At 61.4% G+C, this 24,321-nt stretch carries 22 protein-coding genes; 10 read left to right on the forward strand and 12 right to left on the reverse strand.

From position 1 onward, the window contains the following. Positions 1-20 precede the first annotated feature (20 nt). The 3 genes from AB8A50_RS00280 to AB8A50_RS00290 are packed head-to-tail and all read right to left on the reverse strand — an operon-like array spanning position 21 to position 3,645. Positions 21-1,535 carry a class I adenylate-forming enzyme family protein gene (locus AB8A50_RS00280; protein WP_439076375.1) on the reverse strand — a complete coding sequence of 505 codons (1,515 nt, stop codon included), beginning with the start codon at positions 1,533-1,535 and terminating at the stop codon, positions 21-23. 2 nt (positions 1,536-1,537) lie between these two features. After that, positions 1,538-2,821 (reverse strand): acyl-CoA dehydrogenase family protein, encoded by a 1,284-nt coding sequence (locus AB8A50_RS00285; RefSeq protein ID WP_231077637.1) that lies wholly within the window; start codon positions 2,819-2,821, stop codon positions 1,538-1,540. Then, positions 2,818-3,645, reverse strand: coding sequence for an alpha/beta fold hydrolase (locus AB8A50_RS00290; protein WP_439076376.1), 828 nt, complete (start codon positions 3,643-3,645; stop codon positions 2,818-2,820). The genes AB8A50_RS00285 and AB8A50_RS00290 overlap by 4 nt, the downstream gene beginning before the upstream one ends. Before the next feature lie 251 nt (positions 3,646-3,896). On the opposite strand from AB8A50_RS00290, the gene AB8A50_RS00295 reads away from it, so the two are divergent. Beyond that, positions 3,897-5,069: an acyl-CoA dehydrogenase family protein gene (locus tag AB8A50_RS00295; protein ID WP_439076377.1), complete on the forward strand. Its 1,173-nt coding sequence runs from the start codon at positions 3,897-3,899 to the stop codon at positions 5,067-5,069. A 36-nt stretch (positions 5,070-5,105) separates the two neighbouring features. Here the strand turns inward: AB8A50_RS00295 and AB8A50_RS00300 are convergent, their stop codons facing one another. Both AB8A50_RS00300 and AB8A50_RS00305 read right to left on the reverse strand, forming a co-directional pair. Then, the gene (locus tag AB8A50_RS00300) at positions 5,106-6,608 is read right to left on the reverse strand and encodes a flavin-containing monooxygenase (RefSeq protein ID WP_439076378.1); all 1,503 of its coding nucleotides are present in this window, start codon (positions 6,606-6,608) and stop codon (positions 5,106-5,108) included. Between the two features lie 116 nt (positions 6,609-6,724). After that, positions 6,725-7,174, reverse strand: a complete 450-nt coding sequence (locus AB8A50_RS00305) for a cupin domain-containing protein (RefSeq protein WP_315841244.1) — start codon at positions 7,172-7,174, stop codon at positions 6,725-6,727. 268 nt (positions 7,175-7,442) lie between these two features. On the opposite strand from AB8A50_RS00305, the gene AB8A50_RS00310 reads away from it, so the two are divergent. From AB8A50_RS00310 to AB8A50_RS00330, 5 genes are all read left to right on the forward strand, one after another. After that, complete coding sequence (locus AB8A50_RS00310) at positions 7,443-8,471, forward strand: AraC family transcriptional regulator (protein ID WP_439076379.1); 1,029 nt, start codon at positions 7,443-7,445, stop codon at positions 8,469-8,471. A gap of 86 nt (positions 8,472-8,557) precedes the next feature. Beyond that, positions 8,558-9,319: an SDR family NAD(P)-dependent oxidoreductase gene (locus AB8A50_RS00315; protein ID WP_439076380.1), complete on the forward strand. Its 762-nt coding sequence runs from the start codon at positions 8,558-8,560 to the stop codon at positions 9,317-9,319. A 53-nt stretch (positions 9,320-9,372) separates the two neighbouring features. Continuing rightward, on the forward strand, positions 9,373-10,215 hold the full coding sequence (locus AB8A50_RS00320; protein WP_115033806.1) for an enoyl-CoA hydratase family protein: 843 nt from the start codon (positions 9,373-9,375) through the stop codon (positions 10,213-10,215). A gap of 264 nt (positions 10,216-10,479) precedes the next feature. Next, the gene (locus AB8A50_RS00325) at positions 10,480-12,831 is read left to right on the forward strand and encodes a bifunctional salicylyl-CoA 5-hydroxylase/oxidoreductase (RefSeq protein WP_439076381.1); all 2,352 of its coding nucleotides are present in this window, start codon (positions 10,480-10,482) and stop codon (positions 12,829-12,831) included. 137 nt (positions 12,832-12,968) lie between these two features. Next, positions 12,969-14,219, forward strand: coding sequence for a flavin-dependent oxidoreductase (locus AB8A50_RS00330; RefSeq protein WP_309946736.1), 1,251 nt, complete (start codon positions 12,969-12,971; stop codon positions 14,217-14,219). 94 nt (positions 14,220-14,313) lie between these two features. On the opposite strand, the gene AB8A50_RS00335 is transcribed toward AB8A50_RS00330, so the two are convergent. The 6 genes from AB8A50_RS00335 to AB8A50_RS00360 all read right to left on the reverse strand — a co-directional run bounded on the left by AB8A50_RS00335 (position 14,314) and on the right by AB8A50_RS00360 (position 19,477). Continuing rightward, the gene (locus AB8A50_RS00335) at positions 14,314-14,769 is read right to left on the reverse strand and encodes a cupin domain-containing protein (RefSeq protein ID WP_089267419.1); all 456 of its coding nucleotides are present in this window, start codon (positions 14,767-14,769) and stop codon (positions 14,314-14,316) included. Positions 14,770-14,829: 60 nt separating this feature from the next. Further along, positions 14,830-15,528 (reverse strand): ABC transporter ATP-binding protein, encoded by a 699-nt coding sequence (locus AB8A50_RS00340; protein ID WP_439076382.1) that lies wholly within the window; start codon positions 15,526-15,528, stop codon positions 14,830-14,832. Beyond that, on the reverse strand, positions 15,528-16,280 hold the full coding sequence (locus AB8A50_RS00345) for an ABC transporter ATP-binding protein (RefSeq protein WP_439076383.1): 753 nt from the start codon (positions 16,278-16,280) through the stop codon (positions 15,528-15,530). The genes AB8A50_RS00340 and AB8A50_RS00345 overlap by 1 nt, the downstream gene beginning before the upstream one ends. Then, positions 16,277-17,266, reverse strand: coding sequence for a branched-chain amino acid ABC transporter permease (locus tag AB8A50_RS00350; protein WP_439076384.1), 990 nt, complete (start codon positions 17,264-17,266; stop codon positions 16,277-16,279). The genes AB8A50_RS00345 and AB8A50_RS00350 overlap by 4 nt, the downstream gene beginning before the upstream one ends. Positions 17,267-17,278: 12 nt before the next feature. Further along, the gene (locus AB8A50_RS00355) at positions 17,279-18,199 is read right to left on the reverse strand and encodes a branched-chain amino acid ABC transporter permease (protein ID WP_115033813.1); all 921 of its coding nucleotides are present in this window, start codon (positions 18,197-18,199) and stop codon (positions 17,279-17,281) included. 102 nt (positions 18,200-18,301) lie between these two features. Then, a complete protein-coding gene (locus AB8A50_RS00360; protein ID WP_093760644.1) occupies positions 18,302-19,477 on the reverse strand; it encodes an ABC transporter substrate-binding protein in 1,176 nt (391 codons plus the stop codon). Positions 19,478-19,816: 339 nt separating this feature from the next. On the opposite strand from AB8A50_RS00360, the gene AB8A50_RS00365 reads away from it, so the two are divergent. The 4 genes from AB8A50_RS00365 to AB8A50_RS00380 all read left to right on the forward strand — a co-directional run bounded on the left by AB8A50_RS00365 (position 19,817) and on the right by AB8A50_RS00380 (position 23,457). Next, a complete protein-coding gene (locus tag AB8A50_RS00365) occupies positions 19,817-20,323 on the forward strand; it encodes a MarR family winged helix-turn-helix transcriptional regulator (RefSeq protein ID WP_170849792.1) in 507 nt (168 codons plus the stop codon). Positions 20,324-20,333: 10 nt separating this feature from the next. After that, positions 20,334-21,152: an alpha/beta hydrolase gene (locus tag AB8A50_RS00370; RefSeq protein ID WP_439076385.1), complete on the forward strand. Its 819-nt coding sequence runs from the start codon at positions 20,334-20,336 to the stop codon at positions 21,150-21,152. 144 nt (positions 21,153-21,296) lie between these two features. Continuing rightward, positions 21,297-22,964 carry an AMP-binding protein gene (locus AB8A50_RS00375; RefSeq protein WP_439079892.1) on the forward strand — a complete coding sequence of 556 codons (1,668 nt, stop codon included), beginning with the start codon at positions 21,297-21,299 and terminating at the stop codon, positions 22,962-22,964. Positions 22,965-22,998: 34 nt separating this feature from the next. Further along, positions 22,999-23,457: a RidA family protein gene (locus AB8A50_RS00380; protein ID WP_175367237.1), complete on the forward strand. Its 459-nt coding sequence runs from the start codon at positions 22,999-23,001 to the stop codon at positions 23,455-23,457. Between the two features lie 6 nt (positions 23,458-23,463). On the opposite strand, the gene AB8A50_RS00385 is transcribed toward AB8A50_RS00380, so the two are convergent. Beyond that, complete coding sequence (locus AB8A50_RS00385) at positions 23,464-24,264, reverse strand: AraC family transcriptional regulator (RefSeq protein ID WP_439076386.1); 801 nt, start codon at positions 24,262-24,264, stop codon at positions 23,464-23,466. Positions 24,265-24,321: the final 57 nt, after the last annotated feature.

Here is a 24,321-nt window from a genome sequence, read left to right on the forward strand (position 1 = left end):
GCGAAGACGCTCTACCCATCCTACGAAGGATTGTCCTGCTTCAATTTGAAATGCTGCACCTTGCCGAGCGCGGTGCGCGGCAGGTCTGTGACGAACACAATGTCGCGCGGCTGCTTGTAGCGGGCGAGCTGCGCGAGAACATGGGCCTTCAGTGTCTCGGCGGTCACGCTGCAATTCGGCCGCAGCAGCACATAGGCGACTGGTACTTCCTGCCATTTCGGATCGGGCACACCGACGACGCCGCAATCGGCGACATCGGGATGTTCGAGCAGCACGCGTTCGACTTCGGCGGGATAGACATTCTCGCCGCCGGAAATAATCATGTTCTTCTTGCGGTCATGGACCCAGAAATAGCCGTCATCATCGCGCGTGCCGATATCGCCGGTGCGATACCAGCCGTCATGCAGCGCCTCGCGCGTCGCGGCCTCGTTGCCCCAATATTCGTAGAACACGTTGGGGCCGCGCACCGCGATCTCGCCGGTCGACTTGGCAGGAAGTTCATGGCCGTTGTCGTCGATGATCATGGCTTCGCAGCACAGGCCGGGCAAACCCGTCGATCCCGTACGCGATAGGTCGCCGCCCAGCCGCGTATAGACCGCGATTGGACAGGTCTCGGTTGAACCATAGACCTGGAGCACGGGAATGCCGCGCGCTGTCAGGCGTTCGATCAGATGCGGCGGCACGATGCTGGAGCCGGTGGATACGGCCTTGAGGCAGGACACGTCGGTCGCAGCCCAGGCGGGATGCTCGCTCATTGCCTGAATGATCGCGGGTACCCAAACGGTCAGGGTGGGTCGCTCCCGCGTGATCGCTTCCAGCGTGGAGTCGGGTGTGAAGCGCGCATGGATTGTTACGGTAGCGCCGTGATGCAGCGCCGGCGTTGTCTGGATGTTCAGGCCACCGACATGGAAGAATGGCAGCACGGTCAGGACATGATCGTCTGACGTAAGCCCATGCATGTGCTGGCTCATCACGCCGTTCCACAGCACGGCTTCCTGGCGCAGCACGGCGCCTTTGGGGCGCCCTGTAGTGCCTGACGTGTAGACGATCAGCAGCGGGCAGGAGAGGTCGGTATGCGGATTGCGGCCATCTCCGGAAGCGCGGGACAGCAGTGTGTCGAATGTCTGGCCGGGGGCATCAGGCGCGAAATCGAACGCGATCACGCGCGTATCCGGCAAGTCCTTCGCAAGCGACGGGAGGATGGCCGCAAAGCCTTCCTCAAGCACCAGCACCTTTACCGAAGCATCGGACAGGATGAACAATTGCTCGGCGACCGCGAGGCGCCAGTTCAGCGGCACCATGATCGCGCCGAGGCGGGCGCAGGCATAGAGCAGAACCAGATAATCGGGCCGGTTCATGCTCAGGATCGCGACGCGGTCGCCGCGACCAACGCCGCATTCCGCCTTCAGTGCCTTCGCCGTCGCCTCGATCCGCGCATTGAACACGGCATAGCTGAGTGTCTTGCCCTCGAAATGAATCGCGGGCTTGTCCGGCGTGAATGCGGCGTTGCGGGCGATGAGGCTGGAGAGATCCACGATTACTCGTCTTTCTCGCCGGCCTCGTAGAGTGCTTCTCGGCCGATACGATCCAGACACAGTTCGGCGGTCCAGGGCAGCATCAGCGCACCGCAGCGGCTGTCACGATAGATGCGCTCCAGCGGCAGCGTCTTCAGCATGGCCTGACCGCCGCAGGTGCGGATCGCCAGTGCGGCGAGTTCGTTGGCGCCTTCCATCACGGTGTACTGGGCGGCGTAGGCGCGCAGCACCTGCTCCTTGCTCGGATTGGCACAGGCTTCGGTCACGGCCTGGAACCAGGTCGACTTGAGCTGTTCGAGCTTGATCTGCATCTGCGCCACGGCGATCTGCTTGGTCGGATACATCCGGCGCTTGACTGGCGGCATGCCCGGGATTTCGCCGCGGAGATACTTCACGGTGAAATCATACGATGCCTGCGCGAGACCGACGTAAGTCGGCGACAGCGTCAGGAACATGTGCGGCCAGCGCATCGCGGCCTGGAAGTAGACGCCGCGCGGCATCAGCGCTGCATCTTCCGGCACAAACACGTCCTTGAAGATCAGCGTGCGGGAGACCGTGCCGCGCATGCCGAGTGGATCCCAGTCGCCAACGACCGAGACGCCTTCGGACTTGGCGGAAATCGCCAGATACAGCGTGTTGCGGCGCGAAGCCTTCTCACCCTCAGCGACTTCGGTGCAGAGCACGCCGTAGTAATCGGCGAAGCCCGACAGCGACGCAAAGATCTTCTTGCCGTTGACGATCCAGCCGCCTTTGACGGGCTTCGCTTCGGTTCCGAATGCAACGCCGCCGGCGGCTGCTGCGCCGCCTTCGGAGAACGGCTGCGAATAGATCGCGCCGTCTTCGACGATGCGCTTGTAGTGGATAGCGCGGCGGCGGTGCTGTTCGGCGCGCATCTGGTCATCCATGTCGAGGTCGTCGGCCAGTGGGCCGGACCACAGCGTCGAGCAGACATGCATGTTCCAGGTCAGCGCGGTGGCGCCGCAATAGCGGCCGATTTCGGCAGCAGCCAGCGAATAGGTCTGATAGCCGGCGCCCGAACCGCCATTGGCTTTCGGGATCGAAATGCCCAGCAGCCCCGCCTTGTGCAGGTCCTTGTAGTTCTCCAGCGGGAAGGTGGCCTCGGTATCCCACTTCGCCGCGCGACCGGCGAAGTTAGCCTGCGCCAGCTCGCGCGCCTTGGCGATCAGCCCGGCCTGTTCGTCATCGAGACGATAGGCTTTCGGATCGAACATCGGCTTGTCGAGGACGATGCTGTCGAGGTCTGGCTTACTGGCGGGCTTGTTCATGAGGATGACCCCGAAAGGTTGTGGCTGGTTTTGAGGAAGTCGGCGAGTACTTCGTTGAATTCGTGCGGACGTTCGAAACTGGCGAGATGGCCGACGCCTTCAAGTTCGACATAGGTCGCGCCCGGCACGAGTGTGGCCATCTTGGCCATGGTTTTCGCGGGCGCGTTGTTGTCTTTCGATCCGGATAGGACTAAAGTCGGTATTTTGATGTTCGCGATGTTCTTGCGCAGATCGAAGCCGATCATCGCCTTCATCGAGGCGCGGTAGGTGTCGGGCTTCACAGACGCCATGCAGTCGCGTGCGAGTTCAAGGCCGGCAGGATCCGGATTGTCGCCGATCAGGCCGGCAACCAGCTTCGGCGCCATCGACACCATGGTCTCGCCGCGGTCGAGCGGGCCAAGCCGGGCATCGATGAAATTCTTCTGCCATTCGCCGTCGGAGCTGCCGAAGGCCGACGTGGTCTGCGCCAGCACGATGGCGCCGGCGAGATCGGGATAGTCCACCATGAAGCGCTGCACGATCATGCCGCCGATGGAATGACCGACCAGCACGGGCTTCCTGGCGCCAATCTGCGCGAGGAAATCCTTCAGGGCTTCGGCGAAGGCCGGGATGCTTGGCTCTGGCAGTTGTTTTGAGCCGCCATAGCCCGGCATGTCCCAGCCGATGGCGTAGTAGCGGTCGCCGAACGCTTCGAGCTGGTGGCGCCAGCCGCGGCCCGCACCGCCGATCCCATGCAGAAACACCAGCGGCGTTGCCGCGGAATCGCCTTTGGCTTCAAAGCCGAAGCGGCCGTCCTTCGTCGTCAGGGCTGCAGAATTTGGCACGCATAGGCCTCCTGTGCTGTCGGACAAGGGCGATCCTAGCATGTCCGAGATATATGAAAAGCGATAGTTTTAGACTTAAAGGGTTGTGGATTGCCTCATCCGAAGGCACGTCGTTTTTAGAGGTCGGCTCTCCGGGTGATGGACCATGCGCCTTCGGCTAGGCGATGTTGTGATGTCCGGCCATCGCCCTTGTCCGAAATTTCTTTAGGTTTAAAACAATGTCGATTGCCGATGCATCGAGGGAGGAAGCCATGTCCGATCAGTCATTTTTGTCCTGGCCGTTTTTCGAGGACCATCACCGCGAGCTGGCCACAGGTCTGTCGCGCTGGGCCAAGGCGACGCTGCCCGGTCTGGTCGATCACCATGACGTCGATGGTTCCTGCAAGCGTCTGGTGAAGGCGCTGGGGGACGGCGGGTGGTTGCGCGCGGCAGTGCCGGCGAGCCATGGCGGAATGTTTCCAACCTTTGACGTGCGCTCGCTGTGTCTGATCCGCGAAACGCTGGCCTATGAGAGCGGTCTCGCTGACTTCGCATTTGCGATGCAGGGACTGGGTACCGGTCCGATCAGCCTGTTCGGTTCGGAGGCGTTGAAGTCGCGCTATCTGCCACGCGTCGGCAGTGGCGAGGCTATTGCAGCGTTTGCACTGTCAGAGCCCGATGCAGGTTCGGATGTCGCTGCGATGACGACGACGGCGGTGCCTGATGGTCCGGATCATGTCCGCATCAATGGCCTCAAGACCTGGATCTCCAATGGCGGCATTGCCGACCAGTATGTGGTGTTCCTGCGTACTGGCGAATCCGGCGCGCGCGGCATCAGCGCATTCGTTGTCGACGCGGATACGCCTGGCTTCACGATTGCAGAGCGGATCGATGTGATCGCGCCGCATCCACTGGCCACGCTGAAATTCGAGAATTGCCGCGTGCCTCTGGCGAACCGTATCGGCAAGGACGGCGAAGGCTTCAAGGTCGCGATGGCGACGCTCGACGTGTTTCGCTCGACCGTCGGTGCTGCCGCGCTCGGCCTCGCACGACGCGCGCTCGATGAAGCGCTGCATCGATCGGTCACGCGGAAAATGTTTGGCCATACGCTGGGCGATCTTCAGCTGACGCAAGCGGGCCTCGCGGAGATGGCCACGTCGATCGATGCCTCCGCACTGCTGATCTATCGCTCGGCCTGGACCAAGGATCAGGGCGCGGCGCGCATCACACGCGAAGCCGCCATGGCCAAGATGTTCGCGACCGAAGCGGCACAGACAGTGATCGACCGCGCGGTTCAAATCTTCGGCGGCATGGGCGTGCAGTCGGGCGTCAAGGTCGAGGAGCTCTATCGCGAGATTCGCGCGCTGCGCATCTATGAAGGGGCAACCGAAGTCCAGAAGGTCATCATCGGTCGCGAGCTGATCAAGGCTGCCCAGGCACAGTGAGCTGATCAGGCAAGCCGATCACGGCTCGCCTGACGATCACGCGGCAGTCGCCTCCGCTTTGTAGTTCGGAGCCGACGCAAGAAACCGCGCAAAGGCGTCCGCATCCGGCGGCGTGAACTTCTCCACCAGCGCGCTGCGCCGTTTGCTGGTGGCGCCCATGTCGTCGAGCAGTTCGTCGAAATGCTTGAAGTGATAGGGCGCCACACACAGTCCGCCATAGACACCGGCGGCCGGACGCTCAACGCGCTTGAAATGCAGCATCTCGTCCATGTTCCGATGCATCTCGGCTGCCGTCGGCTGCTTCGCCAGCTTGCCGTCGGCATAGCGCACCAGCCAGTTGGCGGCCATTTCCGCCGTCAGCACCGAGCAGAAGCTGGAATTGAAACCGACAAATCCCATGTCCGGCAAATCCGGATTGGCGATGACGCGATACAGCCGATACTGACCGTCATCCTGGATGAGTTTGTCGCGATATTGCTGCGGCAGGAACGGCACGCCGAGTGTGAAGCCGATTGCCAGCACAGCAACGTCAGCTTCGACGCGCTGGCCTGATGACATCACGATGGTCTTGCCGTCGTAGTGATCGAAGGTACCGCGGATGGCCTTGATGCGACCATCGGCGACCATCGGGAAAAAATTCGGCGTGGCGATCGGCACCGAGCAGTTGATGCCGTCCTCGATGCGTCCTTCCGGCACCATGTCGCATTTCTTCAGCTTGAGCTGGGTCTTCAACATGGCCTCCAGCCCGCGCCAGTTGGCCCAGATGAATGGCTTGGCAATGGCGTGATTGAGCCGCGAGAGCGCAGTCAAGCCCCAGCCCCGAAACATCTCCTCCTGGGCGCGGATATAGAGGATGCGCTTGAAGTTGATCAGGCCGCCGATGAAATAGGGAATGCGCCAGACTGGCTCGCGATAGACGAAGGTAACGGCGCTGGCGCCGGCATTGACCGAATGCACGGCGATATCGGTGGCCGATTTTGAGCCGCCGAGCACGACGACCTTCTTGCCTTTGACGATAGATGAATCCGTGTGCTCCGCCGAGTGCAGGATCACGCCGCCGCCGGCCTTGAACGCGTCTTCGCCGGGGTGATGTAGCTCCTTGCGTTCGTTGAATTGCCCGGTGCAGACCGCCACGAAATCGAATGTTTCCTGCGCGGTGTTACCAGCCGCATCGCGTGTCTCCAGCGTCCAGCCGGGCAGGCCATCGTCGCGGCGTTTCATGCTGACGACGGTCGTGTTGAAACGCATCAGCGGGATCAGATTATAGTCGCGTGCATAGTCTGTGAGATAGGCATGGACCTGCGGTCCCTTCGGCCATTCCGGATAGCTCGCCGGCATCGGCTTGCCGGTGAACCGATAGAGTTCCTTGGGGCTTTGGGTCTGCACCTCCGGATAAGAGCGGGCGGGCTCCCATACGCCGCCGAGATCGCCACTGCGCTCCAGCACCGTGACCTTGTGCCCGCGTGCTGTGAAGGATTTCGCGGCGGCAAGGCCCGCAATGCCGGCGCCGATGACGCAAACATTCTTCTGTTTGACCATGGCTCGTCTCCTGTCTGAATGCAGTGCTGTATGGCGTGCGTGCGGGCTCATACGCGCAGACGGGTGTCTGCGCGGAACGTCCGCGATACGTGAAGATGAAGTTCGGTGGGCGAGGCCTAGTCGTTGGCTTCCGGCGGCAGGAAGTTTACTTCATGCTCGGCAGAGACGCGGACGATTGCTTCAATGTCGCTCATATTGTGCAATTGTTTGAACAGGGCTTCGAGCTTCTGTGTCGGCGAGACCCAGAACAGCGCGCGGGCCGGTTTGTCCGATTTGTTGAAGTAGCCATGCGGAATGCCGCGTGGCAGACGGACCAGATCGCCGGCATGGGCGCGGACCCACTGGCCGTCGAGCTTGAGGTCGAGAATACCCTCCTGCACCAGGATGAATTCTTCCTGGGTCGGATGGATATGCACCGGCACGAACTGACCGGGATCGCTGTTGGTCTCGAAAGCAAAGGTGGAGTCGGTTACGGCCTTCGGGAAATAGACCTGTCCAAGGATATTCCACGTGGTGCCACCATATCCCGTGCCGTTCTGGGTGATGCCTTTTTCAAGTGCCGCCATGGTCCTGCTCCCTTGGGTTTCACGTCTGCAAGGATGCTGCGTGACCTCGGGGCCTGTCTCTAGCCGTTGAACGAATCCGCTATCCAAACGACGAAATAATTACCGGTAGGGGGAGGGGCGCAGGCGCGTTGCGCTGCACACTCATCTTTGGCAGGCGCCGGCCTGCGCATTCGTTGTGCAGCACGGCAATATTTGCGGCGGGGCGCCGACTATGCGGCGTGACGGGACATGGATAGTCTAGGCTTCAAATAACGCGGGCGATCGGACCATGGTATTGGACGCAGCCGTATCAGGGAATGCCCAGCCGGCCCGCGGCGCAAGGCTTGCGGCGTTCTCCCGCGTTTTCACCAAGGATATCGACGAGGCGGCCGATTCGATCGGGCGCATCTTCTGTCCGCATGCGCTCGACCCCTTGCAGCGCTCCTGGCCGGATTTTCACGCGCTCCATAACTGTGCCGCGTTCGATGGCTTCTCGGTGAACTATGTGTCCTATGGCGGTTCGGTATCGATCGATCCCGGCTGTCTCGATCGCTTCTTCCTGCTGCAGATACCAATGCATGGCGGTGCCCGGATCGATACGGGTGGCCGCACGATAGAGGCGTCCGCAGGGCGTTTCGCGTCCTTGCTGTCGCCGACCATGCCAACAAAGATGGTCTGGCAGGACGATTGCGCAAAATTGATCCTGCTGGTTGAACGACGGCTCGTCGAGGAGCGCGCGGCGGCGTTGACGGAGAAATCCGGAGCGGTCATCGAGTTCGATCCGCAGGTCGCTCTCGACACACCGTTCGGCCTCGCGATCCGGTCCCAGATCGAATATTTGGTCGATCTCGCAGAGCACCGCGGACCCGGTCAGCAGATTTCGCCCATGATGGCGGCGACCCTGCGTGACTCCGTGATTGGACTGTTGCTGACAGGTCAGCGACATACGCTCACCGACACCATCGACCGCACCCTTGCGCGCCTTGGTCCGCCGCCGTCAGTGCTGAGAAAGGCACGGGACTATCTTGAGGCTCATGCCACCGAGCCGCTCGATCTCGATCGGCTCGCGCGCGCAGCTGGCATCGGGATACGGTCGCTGCAGCTCGGCTTTCAGAAGCATTTCGGCATGTCGATTTCCGATGCGCTGCTCGATATCCGGCTGACGCATTTGAATGCACGACTGCTGCGGGCGGCGCCGGGCGAGCGTGTTATCGATATGGCCTTCGATCTTGGCTTTACCCATCCGAGCCGGATGGCCAGCTTCTACCGTGCCCGTTATGGCGAGAGCCCGTCGGATACGCTCCGCCGCAGCCGCTAGCAGCATGGCCTGCCTGTTTCTTGCAAAAGCTTGAAGTCTAAAATAATATCCAGGCAGGCTCATGGAGAGCCTGCGGAAGGTGACGTATGTCCGGATTGTCTCGCTCCTCCCACGCTCTGGTGACCGGCGGCGGCCGCGGCATCGGCCGCGCCATTGCAGCATCGTTGGTGCAGGCCGGCGCGACCGTCACCATCCTGGGTCGCAATCTTGCAGTGCTGAACGAGGTCGTTGCCGCTGGTGACGCGCACCATGCGATGGCCGCCGACGTGTCCGATCAAGCCGCGCTGAATGCCGCGATTGCGGATGCCGCGAAACGCCAGCCGATCGATATTCTGGTGGCGAATGCGGGTGCTGCGGAGTCTGCGCCATTCGTGAAATCGGATGCAGCACTGTTCCAGCGCATGATGGACGTTAATTTCATGGGCGTCGTCTATGCAACGCAGGCTGTGCTGCCCGAGATGGTCAAGCGCAAGAGCGGCCGCATCGTCGCGGTTGCTTCGACGGCTGGCCTCAAGGGCTATGGCTATGTCAGCGCCTATAGCGCTGCGAAGCATGCTGTCATCGGTCTCGTGCGCTCGGTGGCGCTGGAAGTCGCGAAAAGCGGTGTCACCGTCAACGCAGTGTGCCCAGGCTTTACCGAAACCGATCTGCTGGAAGGCAGCATCGACAACATCATGAGCAAGACCGGCCGTACGCGCGAACAAGCTGTTGCCGAATTGGCGAAGCACAATCCGCAGGGCCGTCTGGTGACGCCCGGCGAGGTCGCCGATGCCGTGTTGTGGCTGTGCGGCACTGGCGCCAGTTCCATCACCGGCCAGAGCATCGCCGTCGCTGGCGGCGAAGTCTGATCGAACCGCAACAACAAGAACCGAACAAATTACCGGGAGCCAATATGTCAGTCATGGTCAAGAACAAGGTCGCCAATCCCGTCACGCTGCCGCTGGCCGAGTTCAAGCCTGAGCATTTCCTGCTGGCAGTGGCCGATGGCATCGCGACGGTGACGCTGAACAGGCCGGAACGCAAAAACCCGCTGACCTTCCAGAGCTACCGCGAACTGACGGATTTCTTCCGCGCTTGTGCGATGGATGACGACGTCAAGGTCGTGGTCGTCACCGGTGCCGGCGGCAATTTCTCGTCGGGCGGCGACGTGTTTGAAATCATCGGCCCCTTGATCGAGATGAATACCAAGGATCTCACCGCCTTCACGCGCATGACCGGCGATCTGGTCAAGGCGATGCGCGCCTGCCCGCAGCCGATCGTGGCGGCCGTGGAAGGCATCTGCGCTGGTGCCGGCGCGATCATGGCGATGGCTTCCGACATGCGTTTGGTGGCGACCGGCGCTAAGGTCGGTTTCCTGTTCAACAAGGTAGGTCTCGCCGGCTGCGATATGGGCGCCTGCGCGATCCTGCCGCGCATCATCGGCCAGTCCCGTGCGTCGGAGCTGCTCTATACCGGCCGCTTCATGACGGCCGAGGAGGGCGAGCGCTGGGGCTTCTTCAGCCGCATCGTCGCGCCTGCAGAGGTGCTGAGCCAGGCGCAGACACTGGCCAGGCAGATTTCCGAAGGCCCGACCTATGCCAACACCATGACCAAGCGCATGCTGTCGATGGAATGGGCGATGTCGGTGGAAGAGGCGATCGAAGCCGAGGCGGTGGCGCAGGCACTGTGCATGACCACGGAGGATTTCGCCCGGGCGTTCCATGCCTTCGCGAACAAGCAGAAGCCGAAGTTCGAGGGTAATTGAGACACACGCACCGTCATGCCCGGGCTTGACCCGGGCATCCATCTTTGGCGGCAATGCGGGTGGTAAGATGGATGGCCGGGTCAGGCCCGGCCATGACAGAGTTTCAACAAGTCGCCTCGCGCTGGCGCGAGCAAATTCAAGATGCATCGCGCCGATTGACAATTTGATGTGCATCAAAGCTGGCGAATTGCCGGTTTGTCAGGCTTGCCAGGAATTGTTTTAGGTTTAAAATATCTCCATCCAGGCACGACTGCGGAGGCTGTCATGAAGATCGCGATTATCGGTGGCGGGCCGGCGGGCCTCTATTCTGCGATCCTGCTGAAGAAGCAGCGGCCGCAGGCAGAGATCACGGTCTATGAGCGCAACCGCCCTGACGACACCTTCGGTTTCGGTGTGGTGTTCTCCGACGCCACCCTCGACAATTTCGAGAAATACGATCTTCCGAGCTATCAGCGCATCACCCAGGAATTCGCGTACTGGGACGATATCGCCGTGCACTTCCGCGGCACTGTCCACCGCGTCGGCGGCAACGGCTTCTGCGGCTGTTCGCGCCGTACGCTGCTGATGATCCTGCAGGATCGTGCCCGCGAACTCGGTGTCCATCTGCTGTTCGAAGTCGATATCACCGACGAAGCGCGTTTCGCCGATGCCGATCTGATCGTGCTGGCTGATGGCATCAACAGCCACTTCCGTAACAAGCATATCGAGCACTTCGCGCCCGAAGTGGATTTGCGTTCGAACAAGTTCACCTGGATGGGCTCGACCAAGCCGCTCGATGCCTTCACCTTCCTGTTCCAGGAAACCGAGTGGGGTCCGTTCATCGCCCACGCCTATCAGTATGAGGCGGGCCGCTCGACCTGGATCTTCGAGACCGATCCTGAGACCTTCAAGCGCGCCGGCCTGGAAGGCCTCGGCGAGCAGGAATCCGCCGATCGGATGCATGAGATCTTCAAGTGGTTCCTCGGTGACCACAAGCTGCTGATCAACCGTTCGATGTGGCGCAACTTCCCGATGATCCGCAACAAGCGCTGGGTCAAGGACAACATGGTGCTGCTCGGCGACGCCAAGGCGACGGCACATTTTTCCATTGGTTCGGGCACCAAGCTCGCCATGGAGGATGCCATCGCGCTGCATGATGCGATGGCGAAGGCGCCCACTGTCGAGGCCGGGTTGCACGACTATGAACACGGTCGCCGCGAGGAGGTCGAGAAGATCCAGCATTCAGCGGACGTGTCGCTAGTCTGGTTCGAGCACGTGGATCGCTTTTGGGATTTTGACCCCGTGCAGTTCGCTTTCGGCGTCATGACCCGCGCCAAGGCGATTACCTACGATAACCTGACGCTGCGCGCGCCGGACTTCGTCAAGGAAGTCGACAAGTCGTTTGCGCAGAAGGTGCGCGCGCAGGGCTTCGACGTCGATATTGATAAGCCGGAAGTGCCGATGTTCCAGCCGTTCAAGATGCGGGATATGGTGCTTGCCAATCGCGCCGTAGTGTCGCCGATGTGTATGTATTCGGCGGAAGAGGGCGTGCCGAACGATTTCCATCTGGTGCATTATGGCTCGCGTGCCATTGGCGGCGCCGGTCTCGTCTTCACCGAAATGGTCTGCGTCGGCCGTGACGCACGCATCACCCCCGGCTGCGCAGGTCTCTGGACCGACGAGCAGGAAGCGCAGTGGAAGCGCATCGTCGATTTTGTGCACAGCACGTCGGCTGCGAAGATCTGCCTGCAGCTCGGCCATGCCGGCCGCAAGGGTGCGACCAAGCTGATGTGGGACGGCATGGACCGGCCTCTGTCTGAGGGCGCATGGGACATCACCTCGGCCTCGCCACTACCATATTATCCGGACAGTCAGGTACCCGCGGAAATCGATCGGACCGGTATGGACCGCGTCAAGGCAGAGTTCGTGGCCGCCACGATCCGCGGTGAGCGCTGTGGCTTCGACATGCTCGAGATGCACACGGCGCACGGCTATCTACTGGCGAGTTTCCTGTCGCCGCTGACCAACAAGCGCACCGATGAATATGGCGGTTCGCTGGAAAATCGTCTGCGCTTCCCGCTCGAAGTGTTCACGGCGATGCGTGAAGCGTGGCCGGCGCACAAGCCGATGTCGGTTCGCTTCTCGGCGACCGACTGGGCCGAAGGTGGCAACACCGGCGACGACGCGGTGCAGATCGCCCGCGCCTTCGCCGAGGCTGGCGTCGATCTCGCCGATATCTCGACAGGGCAAACCGTCAAGGAGTCGCGTCCGATCTACGGCCGCATGTTCCAGACGCCGTTCTCGGATCAGGTCCGCAATGAAGCGCGTGTCGCCACCATGTGCGTCGGCAACATCACGTCAGCCGATCAGGTCAACACGATCCTGGCCGCCGGCCGTGCGGACCTCGTCGCGCTCGGCCGTCCGCACCTGACTGACCCGTCCTTCACCATCAAGGCGGCGGCCTGGTATGGTGCAAAGGACGCCTATTGCCCGCCACAATATATGCCCGGCAAGGACCAGATTTTCCGCAACAGCGTCAGGGACAAGCAGGATTTCGAAGACCTGAAAATTAAGGCTAAGCCGAAGACCCGCGCCGAGATGCGGGCGGAGGCCGCTAAGCCACTTGCAGCTGAATGACTGGGCATGCGAGTTTATTGATCACAATCGTAGGATGGGTAGAGCGAAGCGAAACCCATGACTGCGGCGCGTATCGTTGATGGGTTTCGCAAGGGCTCTACCCATCCTGCGGCATTGTATCGAGTGGAGTTGAGCTGATGAAAGCAATCATCGTGGGTGGCGGCGTTGGCGGTCTGACCACCGCCTTGATGCTGCGGGCGCGGGGCATCAATTGCGAACTCTACGAACAGGCTGACTCAATCCGCGAACTCGGCGTTGGCATCAACACGCTGCCACACGCGATCCGTGAACTCGCTGGTCTCGGTCTGCTCGATCGCCTCGATGCGGTGGCGATCCGCACCGATGAGCTGCATTATCTCAACCGTCACGGGCAGGAAGTCTGGCGCGAGAAGCGCGGCTTCGGCGCCGGCCATGACGTGCCGCAATTCTCGATCCATCGCGGCCGCCTGCAGAGTGCGATCCATCGTGCGGTGGAAGAGCGCCTTGGCGCCGAGGCGATTCACACCGGTCGTCGCCTGGGCCACTTCACGCAAGACGAAGGTGGTGTCACCGCTTATTTCTTCGATCGCAATAACAACCATGTCGAAACCGCGCGCGGCGATATCCTGATTGGCGCTGACGGTATCCACTCCAAGGTTCGGAGCACGCTGTTCCCGAATGAAGGACATCCGGTCTGGAATGGCCTGATGCTGTGGCGCGGTGCGCGCGACTGGCCGGCTTTCCTCAGCGGCAACTCGATGATCGTCGCCGGCGGTCTCCACGCCAAGGTCGTGGTCTATCCGATTGCCGAAGGTGAGACGCCGGGCAACCGGCTGACCAATTGGGCCGTGCTGGTGAAGACCGGCGAGGGGGGCACGCTGCCGCCGCGCCGCGAGGACTGGTCACGTCCCGGCAAGCGCGACGAATTGATGCCGCATGTGGCGCGTTTCAATGTGCCGCATATCGACGTGCCGGCGCTGATCACGGCGACGCCTGAGTTCTGGGAATATCCCTGCTGCGACCGCGATCCGCTGCCATACTGGTCGGGTGGCCGCGTCACCCTGCTCGGCGACGCCGCACACCCGATGTATCCGGTCGGCTCCAACGGCGCCTCGCAGGCGATCCTCGATGCGCGCGCGCTGGCCGACTCGCTGGCCCATGCCGAACATCCGCGCCAGGCGCTGATGGCCTATGAGCGCAAGCGCCTGCCGATGACCGCGGAGATCGTGCGCTCCAACCGCCGCGGCGGTCCGGAAGGCGTGATCGATGCTGTCGAGCAGATCGCGCCGGATGGCTTCGACAATGTCGAGAACGTTCTGAGCTACGCGCAGCGTGAAGCGATTGTGAAGGGCTATGCGCACAAGGCTGGCTTTGCTGCGCAGCCCGGGCTAGCGGTGGTGAACGGCTGATCCAACCGCTACACGCGCGATCAAGTTGATACGAAAATGGCCGGGCTTTGCCCGGCCATTTTGCGTTGGTGTCTGAAGCTAAAAGCGCCGCGCCTTACGCGCCGGGAGGCGGCGGCAGGAAGTGGATGTTGTATTCGGCGGCGAGCGCCACCACGTCCTCGGGCTTCTGTTCTTTCATGTTGTGGATCGCCCAGAACAGGTCATAGAGCCGGCGGCTCGGCGAAACCCAGAACAACACCTTGGCGTTCTGATCGGACTTGTTGAAGATGCCGTGCGGAATGCCGCGCTGCAGCCGCACCAGATCGCCCGGCGTGGCTGAAGTTTCGGAGCCGCCGAGGAAGAAGTCGAGCTTGCCTTCGAGGATGTAGAGATACTCATCCTGGTCGGGATGGATGTGCGGCGGCACGAAGGTGCCGGGCGGGAAAGTGGCGTGCCACGAGAACGAATCCTCGGTGCAGTTCTTCGGCACATAGGTCTGGCCGAGGATGTTCCAGGTGATGCCCTGCATGCCTTCATTGGCGCGGGTGATGCCGGCGATCTCGGTCTTCATGGTTGGTCCTTCCTTGGGTCACGCATTACGACGCGTCGGGTGGTACTCGAAAACAGTTGATCAAACGTGGAGGAAACGGTCCTTCACGGTGGAGTCGCTCTTCAGTTGCTCGGATGTGCCGGTCCACACGACGCGGCCCTTTTCGATCACTACATGACGATCGGCGAAGCCGGCGAGCGCATCGACATTTTTGTCGATCACCAGAATGGACTGACGCTCGGCCTTGAGCTTCTTCAGGCAATTCCAGATCTCAAGGCGAATGAGCGGGGCGAGGCCTTCGGTGGCTTCATCGAGAATGAGCAGCTTCGGATTGGTCATCAGCGCTCGCCCGACCGCCAGCATCTGCTGCTCGCCGCCCGACAATTGCGTGCCGAGATTGCTGCGGCGCTCCTTGAGGCGTGGAAACAGCTCGTAGATCTTGTCCAGCGTCCAGCGCGCCGGCGGATGGCGCACGGCGGCGGTGGCGATCAGGTTCTCTTCCACGGTGAGCGTCGGGAAGATCTGGCGACCTTCCGGCACGAGGCCAATGCCCGCCTGGGCGATACGATAGGACGGCAAGCCTGCCATCGGCTTGTCGTCGAAGGTGACCGTGCCGCCAGTCGGATGAATCAGGCCCATGATGGCGTTGATGGTGGTCGTCTTGCCCATGCCGTTACGGCCGAGCAGGGTGACGACTTCACCGGCATTGATGGTGAGCGAGATATCGAACAGCACCTTGGCCGCGCCGTAAGCCGCCTGGAGATTTGAGACTGAGAGCATCAGGCGGCCTCCTCGCCGAGATAGGCGGCGCGCACCGCCGCATTGTCACGAATGCTCTGCGGCGAGCCGGACGCGATGATGCGGCCGTAAACGAGAACCGAGACGCGGTCAGCCAGCGCGAACACGGCGTCCATATCGTGCTCGATCAGCACGATGGGAAGCTCCTTGCGCACTTCCTGCAACGTGTTGATCAGCCGCTGCGATTCATCGTGGCTGGTGCCGGCGAGGGGTTCGTCGAGCAGCAGCAGTTTCGGCTTCGCCGCTAGCGCTATGGCGATTTCGAGCTGGCGTTTCTCGCCATGCGACATCTGCCCGGCCGGCACGCTTGCGCGAGCGACGAGGCCGAAGCGCGACAACAGCGCCATCGCGGCGTCATTCAGTGCCGGCTCCTTCGACGCATTTCCGAAGAAACTGAAGCTCGATCCGCTGCGCGCTTGCACGGCGATGGCGACATTCTCCAGCGCGGAGAAGCGCGGCAGGATCGAGGTAATCTGGAACGAGCGCACCAGGCCCATCCGCGCACGTTCTGCCATTGGCAAACGGGAGACGTCCTGGCCGTCAAAGATAATGCGGCCGGAGTCCGATTGCGCGTGGCCGGAGATCTGGTGGATCAGCGTGGTCTTGCCGGCGCCGTTGGGGCCGATGATGGCGTGCAATTCGCCGGCCTCGATATTCAGCGACACATCGTCGGTGACGCGTAGCGCGCCGTAATTCTTGCAGATGTTCTGCAGCTGAAGCGGAGCGTTACTCATGATTTGCTCCCGAACAATCCGGTAATGCCGCCGCGGGCATAGAGCACGACGAGAATGAGGATGGGTCCGAAGATCAGTGCCCAGTTCTCCGTGTAATGCGACAGGATATCTGCGAGCAGGCTGAACACGGCTGCGCCGATGATCGCGCCATGCAGTGAGCCGAGACCACCGAGCACGAGTACGAAGATCAGGTCGCCGGAGCGCTGCCAGGCCGTATAGGCCGGGCTGACGAATTCGGTCTGGTTGGCGAGCAGAAAGCCCGACACGCCGGCAATCATGCCGGCAATGACATAGGCCGTCAGCTGATAACGATAGGGCGCAAAGCCGATCGCCTCCATGCGCACGGGATTCTCGCGAATGCCGCGTAGCACCCGACCGAAGCGTGACGCGACGATGGCGCGGAGCAGCAGATAAGCGCCGAGCAGCACGCCGAAGGCGACGTAATACATCGCCACATCGTTCTTCAGGAACTTCGAGCCGAAGAACATGCTGCGCGAGGCCAGTGTTAGCCCGTCGTCACCGCCATAGGCAGCCAGCGAAGTGCCGAGGAAGAACAGCATCTGGCCGAAAGCCAGCGTGATCATGATGAAATAGACGCCCTTGGTCCGCAGCGAGATCGCGCCTGTGAAGAGAGCGAAGATGAGCGAGACACCAAGCGCCACCGCAAGCTGGATGAAGCCGTCGGTGATGCCGTGGCTGGCGAGGATCGCAACACTGTAGGCGCCAAGGCCGACATAGGCGGCATGGCCGAACGAGATCATCGCGCCGTAGCCGATCAGCAGATCGAGCGACATGGCGGCCAGCGCCAGGATCATGATGCGCGTGACCAGCGCCAGGATGAAGCTCTGCGATCCCCACAGCACCGAGAGTGGCACAAGGGCGAAGATCGCGAAAACGATCAGCGGCAGCACATAGGCGCGGCTGGTACGCAGCGGCGTTGCGAGGGCAGGGGAAGCGGGGGCGTCGAGGTCGACGAGATTGTTCATGGTCTGCTCCCGTTACTGCTTGGACGGGAACAGGCCGGATGGCCGGAAGAACAGTACCGCAGCCATCAGGATATAGATCAGCATCGGCGCAATGGCGCGGCCGGTCTGGCTGGCCGCCGAGGGATCGAGCAGCAGCTTGAGCAGCGTGGGCGCGAAGAAACGTCCGAGCGTATCGACGAGACCGATCAGCAGCGCCGCGATGAAGGCACCGCGGATCGAGCCGATGCCGCCGATGACGATCACCACGAAAGCAAGAATGAGTACATTGTCGCCCATGCCGGGCTCGACCGAGAGGATCGGTGCAACCATGGCGCCGGCGAAGCCCGCGAGCATGGCGCCGACGCCGAACACGATGGTGAACAGCAGGCGGATGTTGACGCCGAGCGCGGAGACCATGGCAGCGTTGCTGGCGCCGGCACGCACGAGCATGCCGAGTTTGGTCTTGTTGACGACGAGATAAAGCGCGAGGCCGACAGCAAGACCGACGGCGATAATGACGAGACGCCACACTGGATAGAGCATGCCGTCGGTGATCTCGACCGCGCCGGACAGCGCGTCAGGAATTGCAACATTTAGCGGCGCAGCGCCCCAGATGTATTTCACGGCCTGATTGAGGAAGATGATGACCCCAAAGGTCGCGAGCACCTGATCGAGATGGTCCCGGTCATACAGGTGCCGAAAGATCAGGACCTCCAGAAACAGACCGAAGATCAGGGCTGCTGGCAGCGCCAGTGCGAGGCCGGCGACGAAACTTCCGGTCATGGCGGTGAAGGCGGCGACCAGATAGGCGCCGACCATGTATTGCACACCATGCGCAAGATTGATGAAATCCATGACGCCGAACACCAGCGTGAGGCCGGCGGCGATCAGGAACAGGATCAATCCGAACTGCAGGCCGTTCAGGATCTGGACGAGGGCAAGCGTGAGGGTCATCAGATAACTTGGTTTCTATACTGAGATAAACACGGGCCGATAAAACACCGGGCCGTCCCGCCTTCGCGGCAACGGCCCGGTGATGAGTGATCGCCAGGGCGATTACTGCGCAGCGCAGTCCTTGGCGTAGCGATCGCCGTAGTTCGAGAACACCTTCTCGACGATCTCGGTCTGGAACTTGCCGTCAGCGCGTTTGGCAACCTTGGTCAGGAAGAAGTCCTGAACGGGATAGCCGTTGTTGCTGAACTTGAAGCCGCCACGAATTGACGGGAAGTCGGCCTTCTTCATGGCTGCAGCCACCTTGGCCTTGTCCGAGAGGTCGCCCTTCACGGCAACGACGGCGCTATTGATCAGCATGGCCGCGTCATAGGACTGGAAGGCGTAGGTCGCCGGCACGCTGTTATAGGCCTTCTCGTATTCTGCCACGAACTTCTTGTTCTGCGGAGTGTCGAGGGTCGGTGCCCAGTTCGAGCCACCGAACATGCCGATCGCCGCGTCCTGCTGCGCCGGCAGCGTCGATTCATCGACGGTAAAGGTCGACAGGAACGGGATGCGGTCGAGCAGGCCGGCCTGCTTGTACTGCTTGACGAGGTTCACGCCCATTCCGCCCGGCATGAAGGTGAGCACGGCATCAGGCTTCATCGATGCGATCTTGGAGAGCTCGGCCTGGAAGTCGAGCGTGCCAAGCGGGATGAAAGACTCTTCGAGAATCTCGCCCTTGAAGTCCATCTTCACGCCGGCGACGAAGTCCTTGCCGGCCTGATAGTTCGGGGTCATCAGATAGATCTTCTTGTAGCCGCGCTTCTGGGCGACGTTACCGAGGATCTGGTGGATCTGGTCGTTCTGATACGACGTCACATAGAAGTACGGATTGCACTCCTTGCCCGCGTAGCTCGACGGACCGGCATTCGGCGAGATCAGGAAGGTCTTGTTCTCGGTGACCGGCTTGTGGATCGCGCCCAGGATGTTTGAGAAGATCGGGCCGACCACGAAGTCGACCTTGTCACGCTCCAGAAGGCCCTTGACCTTGGTCACGGCGACGTCCGGCTTGAGTTCGTCATCGACGACGATGACTTCGACGTCCTTGCCGCCCATCTTGCCGCCGAGATCCTTGACCGCGAGATTGAAGCCGTCGCGGGCCTGCTGGCCGAGCACGGCACCGGCGCCCGACAGCGACACGATCACGCCGACCTTGATCTTTTCCTGCGCCATGGCCGGGATGGCCGAAACGCTCATCATCAGGGCGGCCAAACCGGCCAGTTTGAAAGACTGCTTCATTAACTTCTCCTCCACTCGGCCGCGACAGGCAGCCGAAAAACGTGCCAACCCAGAATTCTGTTCTTTTGCCTAGATTATGCTCACGACGGGCGCAGCCGCAAGCAATGTAAATGACCTCCAGGCGTCAGAAATCAGCCGAATACGCTATGCAAACCGTAGGCCAATTTATTTGAACCTTAAAGAAATATTCAAAATCGACGGCGGTCAAGGCTGCGGCGTTTTGGCTTGCGGTCGGACGGAAATTCCTTGAAGGTCAAAGGATCGGTATGGGGCGGTACGAGATTGTGGATTGCCGGTCTCTCGGCCGCCGCAGGAGCTTCAAGCAGGTAAGATTGCATCATGATTCTCGATTCCGAGACCAAGGCCGTCGAACTTCCCGATGATCACGGCGACGAACTGCGCCTGTGGCTCCGGCTCTTGACCTGTACGACCTTGATCGAGGGCGAAGTCCGCAGCCGCTTGCGCGAGCGCTTCGATGTCACGCTGCCGCGCTTCGACCTGATGGCCCAGCTCGACAAGGTGCCCGACGGTATGACCCTGTCGGATGTCTCGAAGCGGATGATGGTGTCGAACGGCAACGTGACCGGCCTGGTCGAGCGTCTCGTGGAATCCGGCCACGTTGATCGCCGCACCTCCGACACCGATCGTCGGGTGCAGGTGATACGGCTTACCAAACTAGGCCGCGCCGAGTTCCGCAAGATGGCCGAAGAACACGAGACCTGGATCGCTGAAATCTTCACGGATCTGGCGCCGAAGGATGTCCGCGAACTGATGCGTTTACTGGCCAAGACCAAGGCTTCTGCGCAGAAAGCGGCGCAAAAGGCAGCGAACGGCAAGGTGCCGTAAACGCGACGCGGTGAGTGCAGTGATCGATCTCGAAGCCGAATACAACAATCGCGCAAAAGTGCCGGAAAGCTCTGCGCTGATCGCCGGCTGGGCACAGGACGCCAAAGCCTATCGCGACAGCGGCGTGCAGATGCGGGCCATTCCATATGGCTCAGGCGCACGGCACACGATCGACTACTTTCCCGCTGGCGACAAAGGTCCGATTGTCGTCTTCATTCACGGTGGCTACTGGCAGGCGCTGGATGCCTCGTTCTTCAGCCATCTGGCGCGCGGGCTGAACAGCCATGGCATCAGCGTGGCGATCCCCAGCTACGATTTGTGTCCGAACGTCTCGGTCGGTGATATCATCGCGCAGATGCGTGCGGCGACCCGCGAGCTGGCGAAGCTCGGCAGGCGGCTCGTCGTGTCGGGCCATTCGGCGGGCGGTCATCTCGCGGCCTGCATGCTGGCGACGGACTGGCGCGCGCTCGATTCCGCGCTGCCGCAGGACCTGATTGTCGGTGCCTATGCGATCTCCGGGTTGTTCGATCTGGCGCCGCTGGTGCCGACGTCGATCAACAATGCATTGCATTTGAACGATGCCGGTGCCCGTGAGGTCAGCCCGTTGTTCTGGCCGGCGCCTTTACACGGGTCTCTCGATGCGGTGGTTGGCAGCGACGAGGGTGTCGAATATTTGCGACAGAGCCAAAGCATCGTCGATGCCTGGGGTATCCATATTCCCGCGCGCTTCGAGGCGCTTCCCGGCGCAAATCATTTTACCGCCGTCGCACCGCTAGCCGATCCGCAGTCCGCCATGGTGCTGCGGCTAAAGGCGCTGGCCACGCTTTAGGCTGACTTGCCTAAACAATCCGCGCAAATCGACGTTGTCAGCCGAAAATTTCGGCGTGCCGCAAGACTCCGCAGTTGCGGAAAACTGTTTTAAGTCTAAAATGATATTTGGATGACGTTGCCGGGCATCTGACGTGACGGGAGCATTGCAATGGCCGCTGATACTCAGCTGACAAAGCCTTTTACGGCGCATGTTGATACGTTCGCGCGGGACAATATGCCCCCGCCGGAACAGCTACCGGAGTTTCTGTTCACCCGGCCGGAATTTCACTATCCGCCGCGCATCAATTGCGTGGTGCCATTTCTCGATCGCTGGGTCGCCGAGGGGCGCGGCGATGCGCCGTGCATGATCGGGCTGAACGAGAGCTACACCTATCGCGAGCTCTATGAGCTCGTGAACAAGATCAGCAACGTTCTGGTCAACGAGCTTGGCCTGGTTACCGGCGGTCGCGTGCTGCTGCGTTCGGCCAACAATCCGATGATGGTTGCGACCTATCTCGCCATCATCAAGGCCGGCGGCGTCTGCGTGTCGACCATGCCGCTGCTGCGCGCCAAGGAACTGTCCTATCCGCTGCAGAAGGCGAAGATCTCGCTGGCGTTATGCGACAGCAAGCTGTCGGACGAGATGGAGAAGGCCAAGGCGGTTTCGCCCGAACTCAAGCGCGTTGTCTATTGGGGCACCGGCGAAGCCGAACTCGACAAGATGATCGCCGAGGCGAGCTCGGAATTCACCGCTGTCGATACGGCTTCGGATGATATCTGCCTGATCGCCTTCACTTCGGGCACGACGGGCGACCCGAAGGGCACCATGCATTTCCACCGCGACATGCTTGCGGTGTGCGACGGTTTTGCGCGCAATGTGCTGCGCGCCAGTCCGGAAGATCGCTTCATCGGCTCGGCACCGCTGGCCTTCACGTTCGGCTTCGGTGGCGTGCTGTTCCCGCTGCATATCGGTGCATCCTTCGTGGTGCTCGAGAAGGCCGGCCCGGAAGAGCTGCCTGTGGCCGTCGCCAAGCACAAGGTCACGGTCTGCTTCACGGCGCCGACCGCCTATCGCGCCATCCTCGGCAAGATTGATCAGTACGATCTTTCGACACTCCGCAAATGCGTGTCGGCCGGCGAAACGTTGCCGAAGGGCACCTATGATGCATGGCTGAAGGCCACCGGCATCAAGCTGATGGACGGGATCGGCGGCACCGAAATGCTGCACATCTTCATCTGCGCCATTGAGGAAGAAATCCGCCCGGGCTCCACGGGTAAGCCGGTGCCCGGCTATGTCGCCAAGATCGTTGACGACGAGGGCAACGAAGTGGCACCCGGCACGCTAGGCCGTCTCGCCGTGAAGGGCCCGACGGGTTGCAAATATCTCGCCGATCCGCGTCAACTGAAGTTCGTGCAGAACGGCTGGAATATCACCGGCGATACCTTCCTGATGGATGAGGATGGTTACTTCTGGTATCAGTCGCGCTCGGACGACATGATCGTGTCGGCGGGTTACAATATTGCCGGCCCGGACGTTGAAGCTGCGTTGCTCACCCATGAAGCCGTCGTCGATTGCGGCGTTGTCGGTTGCCCCGATGCCGATCGCGGCATGATCGTGAAGGCTTATGTCGTTCTGGCTCCCGGTCAGGCAGGGAGCGACGCGCTGGCGACCGAGTTGCAGAACCACGTGAAGCGCGAGATCGCGCCTTACAAATATCCGCGCGCCATCGAGTTCGTGACGCAACTGCCCAAGACCGAGACCGGCAAGCTGAAGCGCTTTGCGCTTCGCCAGCAGGCTGCGGCGGGCGCGTCACCGACCGTTGCCGCATAAGTTTGAAGACGTTTCTTTCAGGGAGGATTGCCCGGTGAATGCACCAAAAGGCCCGACATTGACCGTGGTGCCAAACGCAAAGGGCGATGTTGCAGCATCCGTTTCGCGCGCATTGCAGCCGAGTGGCTGGCCGAAGCCCAAGGGCTATGCCAACGGCATGACGGCCGATGGCCGCATCGTCGTGACCGGCGGCGTGATCGGTTGGGATGCTGAGGAGAAGCTGAAGCCGGATTTCGTGTCGCAGGTGCGTCAGGCACTGCAGAACATTTCCGACATTCTCGCGGAAGGTGGCGCGAAGCCCGAGCATCTCGTGCGGCTGACCTGGTATGTCGTCGATATGGAAGAATATCTCGGCAATCTGAAAGCGCTCGGTCAGGCCTATCGCGAGATCTTTGGACCGCATTATCCTGCGATGGCGCTGGTGCAGGTCGTGCGTCTGGTTGAACTCGCCGCGCGCGTCGAGATCGAGGCGACTGCGGTGGTGCCGCGCTAAGCGGCGCTACTTCGCCTCGATAAACTCTGTCGGGCTCTTGCCGGTCACTTGCCGGAACGCGTGCGAAAACGCCGAGAAGCTGGCATAGCCGAGATCGGCAGCGAGCTGCTTCACCGACGCGTTACGGTTCATCGACAGACGCTCGATCGCCTCCGCGATCCGTGCGCGTTGACACCAGCTCTTGAAGCTCAATTGCGTCTCTGCCGAAAACAGCCGCGATAGTGTACGTGCAGACGTGCCGACGGCGCGCGCCAGTGTTTCGATCTCGTAAGTCTGCGTCGGATCGGCCAGCACCATCTCCGCGGCGCGTCGGCAGCGCGGCTCTTGCGGCAGCGGCATGAACGTCGCGGGATCGCCTGCCTGATGCAGTTCAAGCATGGCAATCTCGATCAACAGCCGATTGCGTGCGACGTCATCGCGCCCATCGAACAGCGCCAGGATCGACTCGTGCAGCAGGCGCGATACGCGAACCACGAACTCCGCGGCGAGATCGCCATTGCGTCGATCCTGCGCCAGCCAGTCGACGTTGAAATACAGCGAGCGCATCTCGATGTCGGCCAGAACGTCGATGGCGTGGGGCAGGTGGGCCGGCACCCAGACTGCCCGGTCCGGTGGCACCAACCAGCGGCCCTTTGGAGTCGTGACCTGCATAGTGCCCGCAGCGGCGAACACGAGTTGCGCCTCGCGATGGGCATGGGTGTCCAGCCGGATGCCCTTGGGGTAGCGCGTCGCCAGGATGTGGACACCGTCGGTCGCCGGGCGCCGGCGATCGGATAAGTCCAGGATTGGCGGTTCTGCGACATTCATTGGCAACATCCCGTTAGAGCAAGCTCATATAACGGCATTCCAAGATTGCCAAGGAAT

This window comes from Tardiphaga sp. 841_E9_N1_2 (assembly GCF_051811065.1).
GTDB classification, from domain to species: Bacteria; Pseudomonadota; Alphaproteobacteria; order Rhizobiales; family Xanthobacteraceae; genus Tardiphaga; species Tardiphaga robiniae.